Here is a 17,542-nt window from a genome sequence, read left to right on the forward strand (position 1 = left end):
CAGCAGGATTAGCTTCTAAAAAAAACTATAAATTCTTTGCTACTTTTCTAATGGCTTCGATGGTAAAATCTAAATCTTCGTAAGTCAGTGCTTCTGTGATAAACCAAGTTTCGTAAGCTGATGGTGCAATATAAATGCCTTCTTGAAGCAATCCGTGGAAAAATTTCTTGAAGGTTTCGTTGTCGCCGTTTTTAGCTGTAGCGAAATCGATAACGGGATTTTTGTCGAAGTGAACAGAAATCATGGAGCCAACTCGGTTTATGGTAAAGTCGATTTGAGCTTCGGTTAGCACATTATGAATGCCGTTTTCTAGATAATCGGTTTTCTTTTCTAGGCTTTCAAAAATGGTAGGGTTTTCATTTAATTCGGTCAACATTGCTAAACCAGCCGCCATTGCAAGAGGATTTCCTGATAGCGTTCCAGCTTGGTAAACAGGGCCAATAGGAGCAAGGTAGTTCATGATTTCAGCACGAGCGGCAAATGCACCAACAGGCAACCCGCCACCAATTACTTTTCCGAAAGTTACGATATCGGCTTTGATGTTGAATAGTTCTTGAACACCACCTTTTGCCAAACGGAAACCAGTCATAACTTCGTCAAAAATTAGCAAAATTTGGTTTTCGTCGCACAAAACACGTAGTGCTTCTAAAAATCCTTTTTGTGGTGGAATGCAACCCATGTTTCCAGCAACAGGTTCAATGATTATGGCTGCGATTTCGTTTTTGTTAGCTTCGATTAAGGCTTTTACGCTTTGTATATCGTTATAATTAGCTAGTAGAGTATCTTTGGCAGTTCCAGAAGTTACACCAGGACTATTTGGACTTCCAAAAGTGATGGCGCCGCTTCCTGCTTGAATAAGAAACGAATCGGAATGACCGTGATAGCAACCTGCAAATTTGATGATTTTATCTCTTTTTGTAAATCCACGAGCTAGACGAATGGCACTCATACAAGCTTCTGTTCCTGAATTTACAAATCGTATTTTATCGATGTTAGGAACCATACTAACGGCTAAGGCGGCAATTTCAGTTTCTAGAGCAGTTGGCATTCCGAAAGAAGTTCCTAGTTTGGCTTTTTCGGTTATGGCATCTACAACAGGTTGGTGAGCATGGCCTAAAATCATTGGTCCCCAAGAATTGATGTAATCTATAAGTTTATTTCCGTCTTCGTCAAATAGATAAGCACCTTTAGCACTTTTGACAAAAATAGGAGTTCCGCCTACAGATTTGAATGCTCTAACAGGAGAATTTACGCCACCTGGAATTACTTTTTCGGCTTCGATAAAAAGCTGACTACTTCTTTGGTATAACATGATTAATCGATAATAAGATTTTGTCCGATTGTAAGACTGTTGTTTTGAATATTATTCTTTTCAATAATAACTTTTACAGGAACATTTAATTTTTTTGAAATGGAATACAAAGTATCGCCAGGATTGACTTGGTATGTAAAACCGTTGCTTGATGTTGCTACTTCTTGTTTAGGTGGCTGAAAAATCATTTTTCCTAAAACTTCGGCATCATAGTTTTGTAAATTATATTTTTCAATAATGCCAATAAGTTTTGTTGGATAGTTTACATCGGTTGCATAGCCTGCTTTTTTTAGTCCATAAGCCCAACCTTTGTAATCGTCTTTTTCAAGTTCAAAAAGAGGAACATAATAAGGTCGACTTGTTAGGAAAACTGCATGATCGGTATAAGACTCGTCACCACTTTCATATTTTCTAAAACATTCTTGTTCTTCATCATCGTCAAAGAAAACGGATGGTCCTGTCCATTCTGATTTGCATTTTATTCCGAAGTGATTATTGGCTAAAAGGCTTAGTGAACCTTTTCCTGTTCCTGATTCTAAGATTCCTTGTGCTAAAATTATACTTGATGGAATTCCGAAGTTTGCCATATTACTTTTGGCGATGGTTTTATACTTGTTTATGTAATCTTGAACCATTTGTGTTGTAACTTTTACTTTAGATGTTGCTTCTAACACTTCTGTTTTTACATAATGAGGTTTGTTTTCTTCATTTTCTTTTTTTGAACGTGCCTTTTCTATTATTTCTAATATCAAATTATCTTCATCGCTAAGTTTAGTAGTTGCGACTTCGTTTGTTGTAGGCTTTTGTGTTTCAGTAGTTTTTCGGACTACTGGTTTGGTTTCAATAGAAGGTTTTGTATTGTTTGCAGTGTTTTTTGCAATCTCTGTTTTTGGAGTTGCAGTTGTGTTTTTAGCAGGAACAGTTGGTTTACTCACTGTTGATTTCGATGCTGTAGTTGTTTTTGAAGATGCTGTCTTTGTTGCTGGATTAGTTGCTTTTTTTACAGGTTTGCTATAAACTAAAACTTTTTTTGGATCAGTCGTTTTTTTAGCATCTATCTTGGTTCTTACAACAGATTTTGTGCTACCGCAAGCAACAAGTAGTATTGAAATGAAAATAAATACAATCTTTTTAATCATAAGATTCAATTTGAGGCAAATTCTTTGTTTTTAATTTTAAATTCATTCCTTCAATTCCTTGTAACCCACCAGTATGAATGACTAGTATTTTGGAATTTTCAGGAAAATAATTTTTCTTTATTAAATCTATAACGCCAAAAACCATCTTTCCAGTATAAATTGGGTCTAACGGAATTCTGTGTTTTGAATAAAATTTATTTAAAAAATCAACCAATTTTGGAGTAACTTTTCCGTAACCTTCAAAATGATAGTCGCTAATTATTTTCCAATTGGAATAATTTGGTGCAAATTTATGAATTTCTTTATCAAAAAACGTGCCTTTTAGCGATGGAAATCCTAAAATTGTTTGATTAGTTTTGGCACTTTTGATTATTCCAGAAATTGTTCCGCTGGATCCAATGGCACAACAGATGAAATCGAAGTCTGTATCATCTTCATTTAAAATTTCCAAACAGCCTTTAATTGCTAATTCATTGGTGCCGCCTTCTGGAATAAGATAAAAATCTCCAAATTCGTCGTGAAGATTATTTATGTAATCAGGATTGTCTTTGATTTTATAATTTTCTCGAGTTTCAAATTTGAATTTCATACCGCATTCTTGAGCAAATTTCAGCGTTGGGTTTTCGTTTGTTTTCGATTCAAGTTCATCTCCACGAATAACACCAATGGTTTTGAAATTATGTAATTTTCCAGCGTAAGCAAGAGCAGCAATGTGATTTGAAAAAGCACCTCCAAATGTTAAAAGGGTGTCTTTATTCTCTTCTTTGGCTTGTATTAAGTTATATTTAAGTTTTCTGTATTTGTTTCCAGAAATATGAGGATGTAATAAGTCTTCGCGTTTAATAGCTAAAGTTATAGTTGAATTATCAAGTTGAATGTATTGATTTTCCGATTTCATAAACTTGTTCTAATAAAAAAGCAGCCCGAAGACTGCTTAGTTTATAGTTTAATTTCTGAATTATTTTGTATTTGAAATAATTACTTTTTGAGAAAACTCTTTATTGTCTTTAGAAATAATTTTTACAATGTAAACACCATCACTATAGGTTGAAGTTGAGAATTGATAAGTATCTTTTGATGAAGTTTCTTTTTTGTCAAAAATAACTTTTCCAACTACATCATATAATACTATATTGTTGATTTCAATTTTGTTTGGATTCGCTATGTTTAATAATTCTTTATCATTGTTTTGGAAAACTGTGAAGTTAGAAATAGCATTATTATTTATAGCCAATGTCGAATTTGTAAAAGTTATTTCATATTGACTATTGTTAACGCCAGCAGGAAGATTAACCTCAAACAATCCATTTACAATATCTGTATATGTGTCATTTATTTTGTCATGAACATATACATTTGGAGTTTCAAAATTAATCATTTCATTTAACGTTAATTTGAAATTTGTAGTTTCGTTGTTTTTAAAACCAAGAGGAATTTTTTTGTTTATATCAAATTCAATAACATTTATTAGGTATTGCTTGTTATCACCCAAATAAAAGTAATAATCTTTATTATATCCATCTACCGATTCTGCCTCCATTGCATGTTCTGGACCGTCAGAGGCACCTGGCATAAGTACAAGCGTTGTTTGTCTAACGCCTAAATTATTTATCATTCCATTAAAACGCATTTGTGGAACTTGTGCCGTGCTTACGGTTGTGTAATCAAAGCCAGAAACAGATGGTATTTCGGGTAAAAAACCAGCAGTATTAGTATCGTTTACTGTTTTATCAGAGATTGAAGAAGTTGTTCTTTCAAATTGTGAATAATTAGTAGCGCCTTCTTTTTGATAGACTCTATATGAATCTTTCATAGTTACTGTACCATTTGTAGCACCTTTAATTTGAAAACCTTGTCCAATAGGGCAAAATCTTCTTTGGTAGGTTGAGCCAGAACCAACTACTACTGGTATGGTTGAACCACTACCTGTATAATTATAAAATGTTGCGGGAGTATATACACCCATATTCCCATAAGGAGAAATTATTGCACCTCCAAGAGGAGAATATGCACCATAACCACCTTTGTAATCAGCTAAATAATGTGAAAGAACCGTTTTGTCTTGCTCCCAAAAATAGGCAATGCCAGTACAAGCAGAGTTTGCAACATCTGATAAAAACGCTTTTAAATCAATTGCTGATGGATAAGGGTTTCCTGTTAATGTTTCATTTCCGGCAAGAACAGGAATTGTAATGTCACCATCATAAGCTCTTCCTCTAAAATCATATCGTTGTGCATCTGCACTGCTTGGATTGTTGGCAGTGGCTTCTCCTATCGCTAGTGTGTTTGCAGTATCATCTCCTCCAGTTCCTTTCATTGAAAATCCTTCTCCTGCACCTAGACTAGTGGTACTTCCAACAAAATCCCAATCAGAATAGTTTAAACCCGTATTGTATTTCCAAATCCAATAATCAGCAATTGTAAGCGGATTTGCTGTTCCATTATAATTTGGTGCTGAAATTGTAGCTACTGGAGTCGATGTAATATTGTTTACAGGTTGATTTAATAAAGTAATACCAAATGTTTCGTTACCCGAAGCTAATAATGTATTACCTACAGGAGAACACCAATAATTGTATGAATACTCGCCTGAAGTTCCCTCTTGAAAAACTGATAATTTTCCAGAGCCGGCATTTTGCGATGTTCCGACTCTACCTTGAAGCAATTGGGCTTCGTTTCTTAAATACAAGTTTGTATTGGCTCTTAGATCTATTCCGTTTTTAACAAAAACAAATCTATCTTTAACATACATATAAGATGTTCCAGTAAAAGTTATGCTTGTTTGTGCAAAAACTGAGTAGGATACAAATGCAATTATAAAGTATAATTTTCTCATAAGAATAATCGGTTACTTTTTTATTATTGGTATTTAGATTTGTGTTTAAAATAGTTTACAAAAATAATCAAAAAACAAAATAAACATATATTTTGGTGAATTTTTTTATTTAACTATTTAAGAGTTAGTATATAGATTAATACCAATAAGCTAAAAATTTCAACTAATTTTAATCCTTTTTTTCATTTCTTTTTTAATCTTAATGTGCTTACTTGTATGTTTAATGGATTCTTATTTTGAATAAAAAAATTACGAAATAATATAAGAATAAGACTTCAAAATGTTAAAAAAGACGTATTTCAACGATTAATTATTGCATTTAAGGGATTTTTAATTAATTTTAAAATGTTTTTAAGAGATAAAAGTTTTAAATAAAAAGTGTTCTACAATTTGATATATTTAAAATAATTGTTGGTTAGTCAATTAACTATTTATAAGAAAAAAGAAAATAATTAAATTTTGAATTGAGATAATTGCTTTCTTAATTTTGTAAGTTATTGCCTAATTTTTTTTTTAGTGTACAGTAGATTTCTATGTATATATAGTAAAAAAAATTAAAGTTAAATTGTCAAGTTCGAAGGAAATAAAATTCGATTAACAGTATTGTAACTGTTTTTCGACCAGATAATTAATGCTGTTGTCTAACCAAAATCAAGGATTATTAATAAAAATGTTGTAATTATGAAAAAGATTTACCTACCATTCGTTTTTCTCTATTCTTGTAGTTTTTTTGCACAAGTAACACAACCTTCAAACGTTGTTTCTGGTGTAGAGAATTATTTAGGAACCTATAATAATTTTGATGTCAAGTTTAAAAGGAATAACTTTAATTCGGGCTTGATTAGCGAGTTTAACACTTCTTTTGGAGATAAAACATTTATTACACCTCCAGCAGGATTTTATAATTGTGCATTCGGTTCTAAGGCATTGTATAATTTAAAAGGCGGAAGCTCAAACGTTGCGTTAGGGTACAAAGCGTTATATGATGTTGAGTTTGGAAACGCTAATTTAGCCATAGGAGCTGAGTCTATGAAAAGCTCCATTTCATCTGATTTTAATATTGGAATAGGTAATGGAGTAATGAAGAAATGTATAAATGATAACAACAATGTTTTAGTTGGTCATTCAATAATGCAAAATGCAGATTATGGTTCTTATAATACTGTTATAGGTAATTATAGTTTGTTAGGTTCACCTCACACTTTCTTTAATACAATAGTTGGATATATGTCTTATAACGGAGCTGAAAATACCGGACAATTTAATATTGGTTTAGGACATAATACAGGCTATTTGAACACTACAGGTAATAATAATATTACAATTGGTAATCAAAATACTGCAATTTCGGGATCAAATAATATTCTTTTAGGGCATTATATTGTTGGGCAAAATTCAAGTAGTCAATTAAATAATTTGTTGAATATTGGTAATTTAATTTACGGAAGTAATCTTAATGGTATTTCTAGTTCAGATGATATGACTTCTGCAAGTGCTATGATTGGTATTGGAACTGATAAACCGCAAAATAAATTAGAAATAAAAAGTGATGAGACTAGTGCTACACCATCTGGATTGAGATTTACTAATTTGAAAAATGATAATTATAATCAAACATCAACATCAGATAAGCAAGTTTTAACAGTTAATAGAGACGGTGATGTTATTTTAGTTGATGATATACAAGGTGCTGCCTTTACATCAGCCTGTAATAGTAGTTTTTTAGCAAAATCTGATGGAGCAAATGGTTTAAAATGTAGTCAAATTTTTGACAATTCTGCTAGTGTCGGAATAGGAACAGGTTCACAATCAAACGCTTTTTTTAGTTGGACGGCTTCTCCTTCTGGTACAATGCTTGGAAGTTTTCAAAGCTCCGGAAACTATAAATTAGTAGTAAATGGTTATACGAGATCTTTAGCTTACTTAGCAACTTCTGATAAAAGATACAAAAAAGACATAAATTCAATTGATAATGCTTTGGAGAGTATTCTTAAAGTAGAAGGAAAAACCTATTTGTGGAACAAAAATGCAAATGAAGATATTGAATTTGACGATAATTTGCATAGTGGATTTTTAGCCCAAGATTTAGAAAAGATATTTCCTCATCTTGTTGTAACAAGTGATACTGGTGAAAAAGCGGTTAATTATATGGAATTAATCCCTTATTTGGTAGAATCAATTAAAGATCAACAAATTCAGATTGATAAACTTACTCAGTTAATTGATGAGAAAAACGAAACATCTTATAATATTTCAGAAACAAAGTTTAATGTTTCAAAGATAAATTCAGTATTCCCTAATCCTACAAGTGATATTTTAAATGTTGCAATAGATGTAAATGAGCAAGATAGAAATGTAAGTCTTCAATTGATGGATTTCAATGGTAATCTTGTAAATAAATTAATTGTTCAAGAAAAAGGAAAAGATATTAATAAAAAAATCTTCAAAGATAATTTTATTAAAGGTGTATATGTTTTGAATTTGGTTGTTGATTCAAAAAAGGTTGACTCGATGAAAGTTGTTTTCAATTAAAATAAGAATATTTTAAAAAATTCCAAAAAGACCTTTTCTTTAAATAGTTAAGGTCTTTTTCATTTGCATAAGCTTCTCTTTCAAATGAAATATTGAAGTAAGCTTTCTTTCTGTCTTTATATTGAATCAATCGAAATAAATATTCTGTCAAATACCAAATGTAAAAGGGTAAAATTAACAATTCTAATTGTTGTCTAATATGAATTTTTTCATGATTTATAAAGACGGTATTCAACTTATCATCCTTATCTGTTAAAAAAACAAAAGGAAAAAAAGTCAATCCTCTAAAACCTCTTGGCGTTAAATATTTGAAAACAATTAGAATCATATGATGCAAAGTTGCTAAATTTGTGCTTATGTTTGAAGATAAAAATGAAAATAAATTAATCGAAGGTGAAGATTTTTACTTAACACCAGAAGGTTATCGATGTTTTACAGAAAAATATCACTTAAAAAGAGGGTACTGCTGCAAAAGCGGATGTCGACATTGTCCATATGGATTTGATAAAAAAACTGGAACAATAAAAAAGTAAGCAGTATTCAGTCGCAGTATTCAGTAAAAAATACAATATATAATATACAACAACAAACTATAAACCATAAACTCAAAATGACCTTTCAAGAACAAATACTACAAGGAATTCCTTCGGTTTTGCCAAATCCAAAGCCTTATGAGGTTGAAATAAATCATGCACCAAAACGAAAAGAAATTCTTTCATACGAAGAAAAAAAGTTAGCATTAAAAAATGCTTTACGTTATTTTGACTCAAAGCATCATGCCGAATTAATTTCTGAATTCAAAGCCGAATTAGAAACTTACGGAAGAATTTATATGTATCGTTTGCGTCCAGATTATAAAATATACGCACGACCAATTTCAGAATATCCAGGAAAATGCGAGCAAGCAAAAGCCATTATGTTAATGATTCAAAATAATTTGGATTATGCCGTAGCGCAACATCCACATGAACTAATTACTTATGGTGGTAACGGAGCTGTTTTTCAAAATTGGGCTCAGTATTTATTGACTATGAAATATTTGGCAGAAATGACTGATGAGCAAACTCTAGCTATGTATTCTGGTCATCCAATGGGATTATTCCCTTCACATAAAGATGCTCCAAGAGTTGTAGTTACAAATGGAATGGTAATTCCAAATTATTCAAAACCGGATGATTGGGAAAAAATGAATGCTTTAGGCGTTTCGCAATACGGACAAATGACAGCTGGAAGTTATATGTATATCGGTCCGCAAGGAATTGTTCACGGAACTACAATCACAGTTTTAAATGGTTTTAGAAAAATAAAAAAATCACCAAAAGGTGGTTTATTTGTAACTTCTGGACTTGGAGGAATGTCAGGCGCACAACCAAAAGCAGGAAATATTGCAGGTTGCGTTACTGTTTGTGCAGAGGTAAATCCGAAAATTACGCACATTCGTCATTCACAAGGTTGGATTAATGAAGTAATTGAAAATATTGATGAATTAGTTCCAAGAGTTAAAAAAGCATTAGAAAACCAAGAAGTAGTTTCGATTGCTTACCTAGGAAATGTAGTAGATATTTGGGAACGTTTCGACCTAGAAAATCTGCATATCGATTTAGGTTCCGACCAAACTTCACTGCATAATCCTTGGGCTGGAGGTTATTATCCAACAGGATTTTCATTTGAAGAATCGAATGAAATGATGGCAAATAATCCAACAAAATTCAAAGAAGAAGTTCAAAAAACTTTACGTCGTCATGCGGCTGCGATTAACAAACATACAGCTAAAGGAACTTATTTCTTCGATTATGGAAATGCCTTTTTACTAGAGGCTTCTAGAGCTGGAGCCGATGTTTTTGCAGAAAACCACATCGATTTCAAATATAACAGCTACGTTCAAGATATTATGGGGCCAATGTGTTTTGATTATGGATTTGGGCCTTTTCGTTGGGTTTGTGCATCAGGAAACCCTAAAGATTTAGCTGAAACTGACAAAATTGCCTGCGATGTTTTAGAAGAAATGATGAAAAATTCTCCTGAAGAAATTCAACAACAAATGGCAGATAACATTCAATGGATAAAAGGCGCACAAGAAAACAAATTGGTTGTTGGCTCACAAGCTAGAATTCTTTATGCCGATGCCGAAGGAAGAATCAAAATCGCCGAAGCTTTCAATCAAGCTATTGCAAAAGGAGAAATTGGTTATGTGATTTTGGGTCGTGACCACCACGATGTTTCAGGAACAGATTCGCCTTATCGCGAAACTTCAAATATATATGATGGTTCTCGTTTTACTGCTGATATGGCAATTCAAAATGTTATCGGAGATAGTTTCCGCGGAGCAACTTGGGTTTCTATTCATAATGGTGGCGGCGTTGGTTGGGGCGAAGTTATTAATGGTGGTTTTGGTATGGTTCTTGATGGAACTAAAGAAGCATCGAGACGTTTAGAATCAATGCTTTTCTGGGATGTAAATAACGGAATTTCAAGAAGAAGTTGGGCAAGAAACGAAGGAGCTATTTTTGCAATAAAAAGAGCTATGGAGACACAACCTTTATTAAAAGTGACCATCCCTAATATAGTTGACGAAGGACTTTTTAATTAAAATAAATAAACTATGAAATCAATTCAAAAATTAACTGCAGTTTTTGCTATCTTTCTTTTGACATCTTGTGCTTCAGTTAGAGTAGCTTCTGATTTTGATAAAAGTGTAGATTTTACTAAATATAAAACCTATGCTTATTATAAAAATGGTATAGATAAAGTAGAGATTTCTGATTTGGACAAAAAAAGAATTCTACGTTCGATAGATGAGGTTATGGCTTCTAAAGGTTTTGTAAAAAGTGAAAATCCAGATTTGTTGGTAAACATTTTCACAAAAGAACGAGAAGAAGTTAATGTTAATCAGTTTAATGCTGGTTGGGGTTACGGATGGGGATGGGGCTGGAATCCGTTTGGTTTTGGTATGCAAACATCGGTTTCTACAAATACAGAAGGAACTTTATTCATTGATTTAATTGATGCGTCTAAAAAAGAAATGATTTGGCAAGGTGAAGGATCGGGCTATTTAACAAAGAATACAGCCAAGAAAGATGAAAGAGTGAAAGAATTTGTTTCTAAAATTTTAGCGCAATATCCGCCTATTGTTCAAACTAAATAATAAATTTGTTATAATTTAAAATCCCGTTCATTATAAAGAGGAACGGGATTTTTTATATCAATTACTTTTTAGAATTAATCAACTAAACTTTTAAACAAAGTTGCATTGGATTTTACTTTTTCAAAAGTAGCACCATCAAGTGTTGATTCAAGTTTTCTTTCAATAATTTTATTTACAACTTGTCTTCTTTCAATCGTTGAACCAGCATCGTCTAACATATTAAATTTAGTTTTGAATAAACCAAGTAATATTGAAGACATTTCATCTGTTAATGGTGTAAATGCTTTTAAATCAGCAACATTTTTTTGTGCTTTTACTTCATTAGTTGCTTTGTTAGAATTAACTGTAGTTGTTGAAGTAGTAGATTTTGTCACAACTGCTTTTTTAACTTGTGCATTGCTGTTTATAGAAAAAACAAGAATAGTTATAGCAAGAATAAATTTTTTCATGTTGAAAATTGTTTAAATTAGAACCCAAATCTAAAGTAATTTTATTAAAGGACAAAATATATTTCAAAATTTAGCATAACAAAAAACAGCCATAAATTAAATTCATGACTGTTTAGTAATCTTAATTGAAGTTATAGATGATTATTTGCGCTCTTTATTCCCCTTTTTTTCGGCACGTTTTTCCATCATTTTATCTTTTCTATCTTCAAAATTTTGTTCCCATTTAGTATACTGTTCTGCAGTAAGAATAGTTTTCATCTCTGTTTTTAGAGAAGTAATTTCGTCTTGCATTTTAGTTTTCATAGCTTCTCTTTCTTCAGCAGTAGGCTTTGTTCCTGAAGCTCTTTTTGTTTCCATTTCTTTTTTCTTAGCATCTCTTACTTCTGCTTTTTTTGTCATAAGTGACTTTACTTGCTCGGCTTGCTTGGTGCTTAAGTCTAAATCTTTTGTCAATCTTTTTACTTGAAATTCAACTCTTTCTTGTGGAGTTAATTTTTCTCTGTCTTCTTTTCCCATTTTACGTTCTTGTGCAAACGTTGTTATTCCAAAAACTAGTGCTAATGCTAAAATTAAATTTTTCATTTTATGTTTTTTAAATGTTATGATGATAAGACTCGACAACTTTGAAAAGGTTTATTCTTTAACAAAAGTTTAATATTCTATCAAAAAAAGAATCTTCTTTATGATTGCAGTCATAAAACTTAAGTCTATTCTATTCAGACCTTTGAGGTATTATTTTAAACTAAATATTTTATGAAAAAACTAGTAGTAGTAATTATCACAACAGTAATGTTATTTTCTTGTGGTAAAAAGGAAAAAGAAGGAGAAGAATACAATCCTTCTGCATCAACTGAAGAAACAGCAACAACCGATCCGTCATCTTACGACCCAAAAAGAGGTGAAGGTAAATTTACAACGGTTGAACTTGGAGCAGCTTTAGATCAAGCTATGGCAACAAAAGGGGAAGAAGTTGCAGGTGTAAAATGTACATCTTGTCACAAAACAACTGAAGAAAAATTAGTTGGTCCAGGTTGGAAAGGCGTTACCGAAAGAAGAAAACCAGAATGGATTATGAACTTCATTACCAATCCAGACCCAATGATTGACAAAGATCCAGAAGTTCAAGCACAATTAGAAATATGTCTTGTTCGTATGCCAAATCAAGGTTTAGCAGATGAGGAAGCAAGAAGTATTTTAGAATACATGCGTAAAAATGATGGTGTAAAATAAATAATCGAGATGGTCTGTTGGGTGAAAGTAACAGACTATCTTATTTAACTTCAATATATTATGAAAACCAAATTTGTACAGGCAACATTAGCTGTTGCATTAGTTATTGGGTTGATGCAATCTTGTAAACCAAAAAATTCAAGTGATGCTTCAGCAGGAGATGCAGAAAAAGCCTATGTAGCACCCGGAAAATATGATGAGTTCTATAACTTCGTATCAGGAGGTTTTAGTGGTCAATTAAGTGTTTATGGTCTTCCAAGTGGAAGATTATTTAGAGTTATCCCTGTTTTTTCTGTTGACCCTGAAAAAGGTTGGGGTTATAATGAAGAAACTAAACCAATGTTGAATACTTCTCACGGTTTTGTGCCTTGGGATGATTTACATCACACCGAAATGTCTCAAACTAACGGTGAAGTTGATGGTCGTTGGGTTTTTGGTAATGCCAACAATACACCTCGTATTGCTCGTATTGACCTAAAAACATTTAAAACAGCAGAAATTATCGAATTGCCAAATAGTGGTGGAAATCACTCTTCTCCATTTATCACAGAAAATACAGAATATGTTGTGGCAGGAACTCGTTTTAGCGTTCCAGCAGATTATTCTAATGGTGATGTGGCGATTAATACTTATAAAGAAAATTTCAAAGGTCATATTAGTTTTGTAAAAGTAGGTAAAGAAGGCGAAATGGATTTAGCATTTCAAATTGTAACACCTGGTGTAAACTTTGACCTTTCGCATGCGGGTAAAGGAAAATCTCATGGATGGTTTTTCTTTTCTTGCTATAATACTGAACAAGCCAATACTTTGTTAGAGGTAAATGCTTCTCAAAAAGACAAAGATTTTATCATGGCTGTAAACTGGAAAAAAGCCGAAGAATATATCAAAGCTGGAAAAGGTATAAAACAAAAAGCTCGTTATGCTCACAATACATGGGATGAAAAAACGCATTCTGCAAAATCTGAAATTAAAACCGATGTTTTGGTTCTTGATGCTGCTGCTTTAAAAGATATTTGTTACATGATTCCTTGTCCAAAATCGCCTCATGGTTGTGATGTTGATCCAACAGGTGAATACATTGTAGGTTCTGGAAAATTGGCAGCTTTGATTCCTGTATTTAGCTTTGATAAATTAATGGGAGCCATCAAAGACAAAAAATTTGATGGAAATTATGGCGGAATTAATGTCATAAAATATGAAGCAGCTCTTCATGGTGAAGTTCAAAAACCTGGTTTAGGACCTTTGCACACCGAATTTGACGGAAAAGGAAATGCTTACACAACGTTCTTTGTTTCTTCTGAAGTCGTAAAATGGGATATCAAATCATTGAAAGTTTTAGACAGAGTTCCGACCTATTATTCTGTTGGTCACTTATGTATTCCTGGTGGAGATTCTAAGAAACCTTTCGGAAAATATCTTGTTGCTTATAACAAAATTACGAAAGATAGATATTTACCAACTGGTCCTGAATTAGCACAATCTGCTCAGATATATGATATTAGTGGCGATAAAATGAAATTAATACTAGACTTTCCAACTATTGGAGAACCTCACTATGCTCAAGCAGCACCAGCTGATTTAATTAGAAATAATGGTCAGCTTAAATTCTATAAAATAGCCGATAATCATCATCCTTATGTTGCAAAAGGTGAAAAAGAAGCCAAAGTAACTCGTCAAGGAAATCAAGTGCATGTTTATATGACTTCTATTCGTTCTCACTTTGCACCAGATAATATTGAAGGTATAAAAATGGGTGACGAAGTCTATTTCCACGTTACAAACCTTGAACAAGATTGGGATGTTCCTCACGGATTTGCAATTAAAGGTGCAAACAACGGTGAACTTTTAATCATGCCAGGTGAAACTGCAACTCTAAAATGGACACCAGACAAAGTTGGAATTTCTCCATTTTATTGTACCGATTTCTGTAGTGCATTGCACCAAGAAATGCAAGGATACATAAGAGTTTCTCCTGCTGGTAGCAATGTTCCTCTAACATTTAGTTTAGGAACTAATTTACCTGCTGCAACAAAATAATAGTTTAGTGAATAGTGATTAGTAGTTAGCGAATAATGCAAATGCCAATCGTTGATTACTAGTCACTAATTACTTTAAATAAACAAAAAAATGGAAAAATCTAAAATTTCAATAGTCTCAAAAGCGATATTATTGATAGTTGCAATCTTATTTGTTGGTTCACTTTTTGTCCCAATGTGGCAAATCGAATTAGAAGCTCCACAATATCCTGAAGGTTTGGTCTTAAAATTGCATGCTAACAAAATTGGTGGCGATGTAGAAATCATCAACGGATTAAATCATTACATCGGAATGGCAACTTTGCATACCGAAAACTTTTTCGAGTTCACCGCTTTACCTTATATTTTCGGAGGTTTTGCAGTGATTTCTTTGTTGCTAATTTTTCTTGCAAAAAGAAAAGCAGTTTTAGCATTCTTTATTACTTATATACTTTTTGTGGTTTTAGCAGCCATCGATTTCTATAGATGGAATTATGAATACGGACATAATCTTGATCCAAATGCAGCAATAAAAGTGCCTGGAATGGCTTATCAACCGCCGTTAATTGGATACAAACAATTGTTGAACTTTGGAGCGTATTCAATTCCAGATATTGGTGGATGGTTTTTGACAGCTTGTGGTTTATTGTTGTTTTTCATCGTTTTTAAAGAATATAATTTATTCACTAAAAAGAAAATCAGTTAGTTATGAAATCATTTTTTATAGTGCTAATAACATCATTTTTGGTTTCTTGCAATTCAAACGAGCCAAAACCAATTAAACTAAATTCTGATTCTTGTGATTTTTGTAAAATGACAATCGCAAACGGAAAATTTGGTGCCGAATTAATTACTCAAAAAGGAAGATATTACAAGTTTGATGATGTAGCATGCATGATTCAATTTGACAAAACAAGCGAAGTTCCTTCAAAAGTATTTTTTGTAAATGATTATTTAAAAGAAAATGAATTAGTTGCAGCCGAAAAATGTTTTTTTCTAAAAGGCGGAGCAATCAATTCTCCAATGCGTGGAAATCTTGCCGCATTTTCATCTGATAAAGAACAAAAAGAATTCCAACCCAAATTAAATGCTGAACCTATGACTTGGCAACAAGTTTACGATTCTTATAAATGAAAAAATTAATCTGCATATTATTTTTACTCTTATTTTCTATTTTAAATGCTAAAACCATTCAAGTAGGAAGCAAATTTCCTGTCAAAAAAATCAAGCAAGCTCTTCAATTAGCTGTTGATGGCGACACCATTATTGTAAATAGCGGAGTTTATAAAGAAGGCAATATTCTAATCAATAAAAAGATCATTTTTCTTGGTAAAGGTTTTCCAGTACTTGATGGTCAACGCAAGTTTGAAGTTGTTTCTGTTAATGCCGATAATGTTGTCATCAAAGGATTCAAAATCATTAATTCGGGCTATGCTTCTCTTGATGATCCATGCGGAATTAAAGTGTATGATAGAGTTTTTGTAAAAATTGAAAACAATATTCTCGATAATAATTTCTTCGGAATTTATCTTCAAAATTCTAGAAATTGCTTAATCAAAAACAATAAAATTACCGCTTACGGAAAACAAGAACAATTAATTGGAAACGGAATTCACTGTTGGAAAAGCGATAATCTTCAAATAATTGCTAACAAAATTTCGGGACATCGCGACGGAATTTATTTTGAATTTGTAACACAATCTATCATTTGGAGAAATATTTCCAATAAAAACATTCGTTATGGTTTGCATTTTATGTTTTCTAACGACGATGCTTACATATCGAATGTTTTTAAAAATAATGGTGCTGGTGTTGCTGTCATGTTTACCAAAAATGTAAAAATGTATAACAATTATTTTGAAGAAAATTGGGGTGATTCTGCTTATGGTTTATTGCTCAAAGAAATTGCCGACAGTTATATTTTTAATAACAAATTTGCCCGAAATACTTCTGGAATTTACATGGAAGGAACATCAAGAATCAAGGTCGAAAAAAACGTTTTTGAATCAAATGGTTGGGGAATGAAAATTCAAGCAAGTTGTATGGAAAATGAAATTGTAAACAATAATTATCTAAAAAACACTTTCGATATTAGCACTAATGGAAGCTTGGTTTTAAATACTTTCAATTCTAATTATTGGGATAAATATGAAGGATATGATTTAGACAAAAATGGAGTAGGCGATGTGCCGTATCATCCATTAAGTTTGTTTGCTGTTTTAACCGAAAATACACCTTCTGCCATGTTGTTATACCGAAGTTTTATGATAACACTTTTAGACAAATCAGAAAAAGTTTTACCAAGTATTACACCAGACAATTTTATAGATAAAACGCCTTTAATGAATAGGTTAGTTCTCTAAAAGTTGCGAGTTGCGAGTTACGTGTTGAAAGTTATGAGAAATGAGTTACGAGTTTTGTTTTGAAAAGATTAATTATGTAAACTTGTATTAAGTAATAATAAACTTAATAATATGGCAACAGTAAATAATTTTGAAGAGCTTGAAATATGGCAATTAAGTAGAGTAATATGCCAAGATGTATGGGATTTGTTTGAAAAAACAAGTTTAGGAAAAGATTTTGAATTAAAAAATCAGATGAATAGATCATCGGGTTCAATTATGGATAATATTGCTGAAGGATTTGAAAGAAATGGCAGAAGAGAATTCATTAATTTTTTAAGTTATTCAAAAGGCTCTTGTGGTGAATTAAGATCGCAATTGAATAGAGCATTTGACAGAAAACATATCAGTAAAGAAGAATTTGATTTTTTGAAAGAAAAGACAATTACAGAAAGTAAAAAAATTGGATCGTTTATGTCTTATTTAGTAAAATCTGATAATAAAGGAAGCAAATTTGATAAAAAGTAAATGTTTCAAGTTAC

The 17,542-nt window shown here is 32.0% G+C and carries 17 protein-coding genes; 10 read left to right on the forward strand and 7 right to left on the reverse strand.

The features are described from left to right. Positions 1–25 precede the first annotated feature (25 nt). Genes hemL through O9267_RS10710 form a run of 4 tightly spaced genes read right to left on the reverse strand, consistent with a single transcriptional unit; the run spans position 26 to position 5,287 of the window. Entirely contained in the window at positions 26–1,312 is a 1,287-nt protein-coding gene (gene hemL / locus O9267_RS10695) for a glutamate-1-semialdehyde 2,1-aminomutase (RefSeq protein WP_298179189.1), read from the reverse strand. 2 nt (positions 1,313–1,314) lie between these two features. Next, the gene (locus O9267_RS10700; RefSeq protein ID WP_298179191.1) at positions 1,315–2,451 is read right to left on the reverse strand and encodes a glucosaminidase domain-containing protein; all 1,137 of its coding nucleotides are present in this window, start codon (positions 2,449–2,451) and stop codon (positions 1,315–1,317) included. Beyond that, complete coding sequence (locus O9267_RS10705) at positions 2,444–3,349, reverse strand: pyridoxal-phosphate dependent enzyme (protein WP_298179193.1); 906 nt, start codon at positions 3,347–3,349, stop codon at positions 2,444–2,446. Before O9267_RS10705 ends, O9267_RS10700 begins: the two co-directional genes overlap by 8 nt. Positions 3,350–3,409: 60 nt before the next feature. Next, complete coding sequence (locus O9267_RS10710; RefSeq protein ID WP_298179196.1) at positions 3,410–5,287, reverse strand: T9SS type A sorting domain-containing protein; 1,878 nt, start codon at positions 5,285–5,287, stop codon at positions 3,410–3,412. Between the two features lie 681 nt (positions 5,288–5,968). Between O9267_RS10710 and O9267_RS10715 the strand changes: the two genes are divergently transcribed. Then, the gene (locus tag O9267_RS10715) at positions 5,969–7,819 is read left to right on the forward strand and encodes a tail fiber domain-containing protein (RefSeq protein ID WP_298179197.1); all 1,851 of its coding nucleotides are present in this window, start codon (positions 5,969–5,971) and stop codon (positions 7,817–7,819) included. On the opposite strand, the gene O9267_RS10720 is transcribed toward O9267_RS10715, so the two are convergent. Beyond that, on the reverse strand, positions 7,812–8,147 hold the full coding sequence (locus tag O9267_RS10720; RefSeq protein ID WP_298179199.1) for a hypothetical protein: 336 nt from the start codon (positions 8,145–8,147) through the stop codon (positions 7,812–7,814). The genes O9267_RS10715 and O9267_RS10720 overlap by 8 nt on opposite strands. A 28-nt stretch (positions 8,148–8,175) precedes the next feature. Here O9267_RS10720 and O9267_RS10725 point away from each other — a divergent pair, with 28 nt between their 5' ends. From O9267_RS10725 to O9267_RS10735, 3 genes are all read left to right on the forward strand, one after another. Continuing rightward, positions 8,176–8,352, forward strand: a complete 177-nt coding sequence (locus O9267_RS10725; protein WP_298179202.1) for a DUF5522 domain-containing protein — start codon at positions 8,176–8,178, stop codon at positions 8,350–8,352. Between the two features lie 77 nt (positions 8,353–8,429). After that, entirely contained in the window at positions 8,430–10,409 is a 1,980-nt protein-coding gene (locus O9267_RS10730) for a urocanate hydratase (protein WP_298179205.1), read from the forward strand. Between the two features lie 12 nt (positions 10,410–10,421). Then, positions 10,422–10,964 (forward strand): DUF4136 domain-containing protein, encoded by a 543-nt coding sequence (locus O9267_RS10735; protein ID WP_298179208.1) that lies wholly within the window; start codon positions 10,422–10,424, stop codon positions 10,962–10,964. Between the two features lie 74 nt (positions 10,965–11,038). On the opposite strand, the gene O9267_RS10740 is transcribed toward O9267_RS10735, so the two are convergent. Beyond that, positions 11,039–11,413 (reverse strand): hypothetical protein, encoded by a 375-nt coding sequence (locus O9267_RS10740; RefSeq protein ID WP_298179209.1) that lies wholly within the window; start codon positions 11,411–11,413, stop codon positions 11,039–11,041. A 141-nt stretch (positions 11,414–11,554) separates the two neighbouring features. Beyond that, positions 11,555–11,995 carry a hypothetical protein gene (locus tag O9267_RS10745; RefSeq protein WP_298179212.1) on the reverse strand — a complete coding sequence of 147 codons (441 nt, stop codon included), beginning with the start codon at positions 11,993–11,995 and terminating at the stop codon, positions 11,555–11,557. Positions 11,996–12,166: 171 nt separating this feature from the next. Here O9267_RS10745 and O9267_RS10750 point away from each other — a divergent pair, with 171 nt between their 5' ends. The 6 genes from O9267_RS10750 to O9267_RS10775 all read left to right on the forward strand — a co-directional run bounded on the left by O9267_RS10750 (position 12,167) and on the right by O9267_RS10775 (position 17,528). Beyond that, positions 12,167–12,643, forward strand: coding sequence for a c-type cytochrome (locus O9267_RS10750; protein ID WP_298179214.1), 477 nt, complete (start codon positions 12,167–12,169; stop codon positions 12,641–12,643). Positions 12,644–12,703: 60 nt separating this feature from the next. Beyond that, on the forward strand, positions 12,704–14,680 hold the full coding sequence (nosZ, locus tag O9267_RS10755) for a Sec-dependent nitrous-oxide reductase (protein ID WP_298179217.1): 1,977 nt from the start codon (positions 12,704–12,706) through the stop codon (positions 14,678–14,680). A gap of 90 nt (positions 14,681–14,770) precedes the next feature. Then, a complete protein-coding gene (locus O9267_RS10760) occupies positions 14,771–15,364 on the forward strand; it encodes a hypothetical protein (RefSeq protein ID WP_298179221.1) in 594 nt (197 codons plus the stop codon). A 2-nt stretch (positions 15,365–15,366) separates the two neighbouring features. Then, complete coding sequence (locus O9267_RS10765) at positions 15,367–15,792, forward strand: nitrous oxide reductase accessory protein NosL (protein ID WP_298179225.1); 426 nt, start codon at positions 15,367–15,369, stop codon at positions 15,790–15,792. Beyond that, positions 15,789–17,021 carry a nitrous oxide reductase family maturation protein NosD gene (locus O9267_RS10770; protein ID WP_298179227.1) on the forward strand — a complete coding sequence of 411 codons (1,233 nt, stop codon included), beginning with the start codon at positions 15,789–15,791 and terminating at the stop codon, positions 17,019–17,021. Before O9267_RS10765 ends, O9267_RS10770 begins: the two co-directional genes overlap by 4 nt. Before the next feature lie 111 nt (positions 17,022–17,132). Further along, entirely contained in the window at positions 17,133–17,528 is a 396-nt protein-coding gene (locus O9267_RS10775; protein ID WP_298179230.1) for a four helix bundle protein, read from the forward strand. Positions 17,529–17,542: the final 14 nt, after the last annotated feature.

The organism is Flavobacterium sp. (assembly GCF_027531705.1).
Taxonomy (GTDB): Bacteria; Bacteroidota; Bacteroidia; order Flavobacteriales; family Flavobacteriaceae; genus Flavobacterium.

What these genes read in the sequence shown, in the direction of transcription:
- hemL (WP_298179189.1), bottom strand. Translation starts at nt 1,312, where the DNA reads ATGTTATACCAAAGAAGTAGTCAGCTTTTTATCGAAGCCGAAAAAGTA.
- O9267_RS10700 (WP_298179191.1), bottom strand. Translation starts at nt 2,451, where the DNA reads ATGATTAAAAAGATTGTATTTATTTTCATTTCAATACTACTTGTTGCT.
- O9267_RS10705 (WP_298179193.1), bottom strand. Translation starts at nt 3,349, where the DNA reads ATGAAATCGGAAAATCAATACATTCAACTTGATAATTCAACTATAACT.
- O9267_RS10710 (WP_298179196.1), bottom strand. Translation starts at nt 5,287, where the DNA reads ATGAGAAAATTATACTTTATAATTGCATTTGTATCCTACTCAGTTTTT.
- O9267_RS10715 (WP_298179197.1), top strand. Translation starts at nt 5,969, where the DNA reads ATGAAAAAGATTTACCTACCATTCGTTTTTCTCTATTCTTGTAGTTTT.
- O9267_RS10720 (WP_298179199.1), bottom strand. Translation starts at nt 8,147, where the DNA reads ATGATTCTAATTGTTTTCAAATATTTAACGCCAAGAGGTTTTAGAGGA.
- O9267_RS10725 (WP_298179202.1), top strand. Translation starts at nt 8,176, where the DNA reads ATGTTTGAAGATAAAAATGAAAATAAATTAATCGAAGGTGAAGATTTT.
- O9267_RS10730 (WP_298179205.1), top strand. Translation starts at nt 8,430, where the DNA reads ATGACCTTTCAAGAACAAATACTACAAGGAATTCCTTCGGTTTTGCCA.
- O9267_RS10735 (WP_298179208.1), top strand. Translation starts at nt 10,422, where the DNA reads ATGAAATCAATTCAAAAATTAACTGCAGTTTTTGCTATCTTTCTTTTG.
- O9267_RS10740 (WP_298179209.1), bottom strand. Translation starts at nt 11,413, where the DNA reads ATGAAAAAATTTATTCTTGCTATAACTATTCTTGTTTTTTCTATAAAC.
- O9267_RS10745 (WP_298179212.1), bottom strand. Translation starts at nt 11,995, where the DNA reads ATGAAAAATTTAATTTTAGCATTAGCACTAGTTTTTGGAATAACAACG.
- O9267_RS10750 (WP_298179214.1), top strand. Translation starts at nt 12,167, where the DNA reads ATGAAAAAACTAGTAGTAGTAATTATCACAACAGTAATGTTATTTTCT.
- nosZ (WP_298179217.1), top strand. Translation starts at nt 12,704, where the DNA reads ATGAAAACCAAATTTGTACAGGCAACATTAGCTGTTGCATTAGTTATT.
- O9267_RS10760 (WP_298179221.1), top strand. Translation starts at nt 14,771, where the DNA reads ATGGAAAAATCTAAAATTTCAATAGTCTCAAAAGCGATATTATTGATA.
- O9267_RS10765 (WP_298179225.1), top strand. Translation starts at nt 15,367, where the DNA reads ATGAAATCATTTTTTATAGTGCTAATAACATCATTTTTGGTTTCTTGC.
- O9267_RS10770 (WP_298179227.1), top strand. Translation starts at nt 15,789, where the DNA reads ATGAAAAAATTAATCTGCATATTATTTTTACTCTTATTTTCTATTTTA.
- O9267_RS10775 (WP_298179230.1), top strand. Translation starts at nt 17,133, where the DNA reads ATGGCAACAGTAAATAATTTTGAAGAGCTTGAAATATGGCAATTAAGT.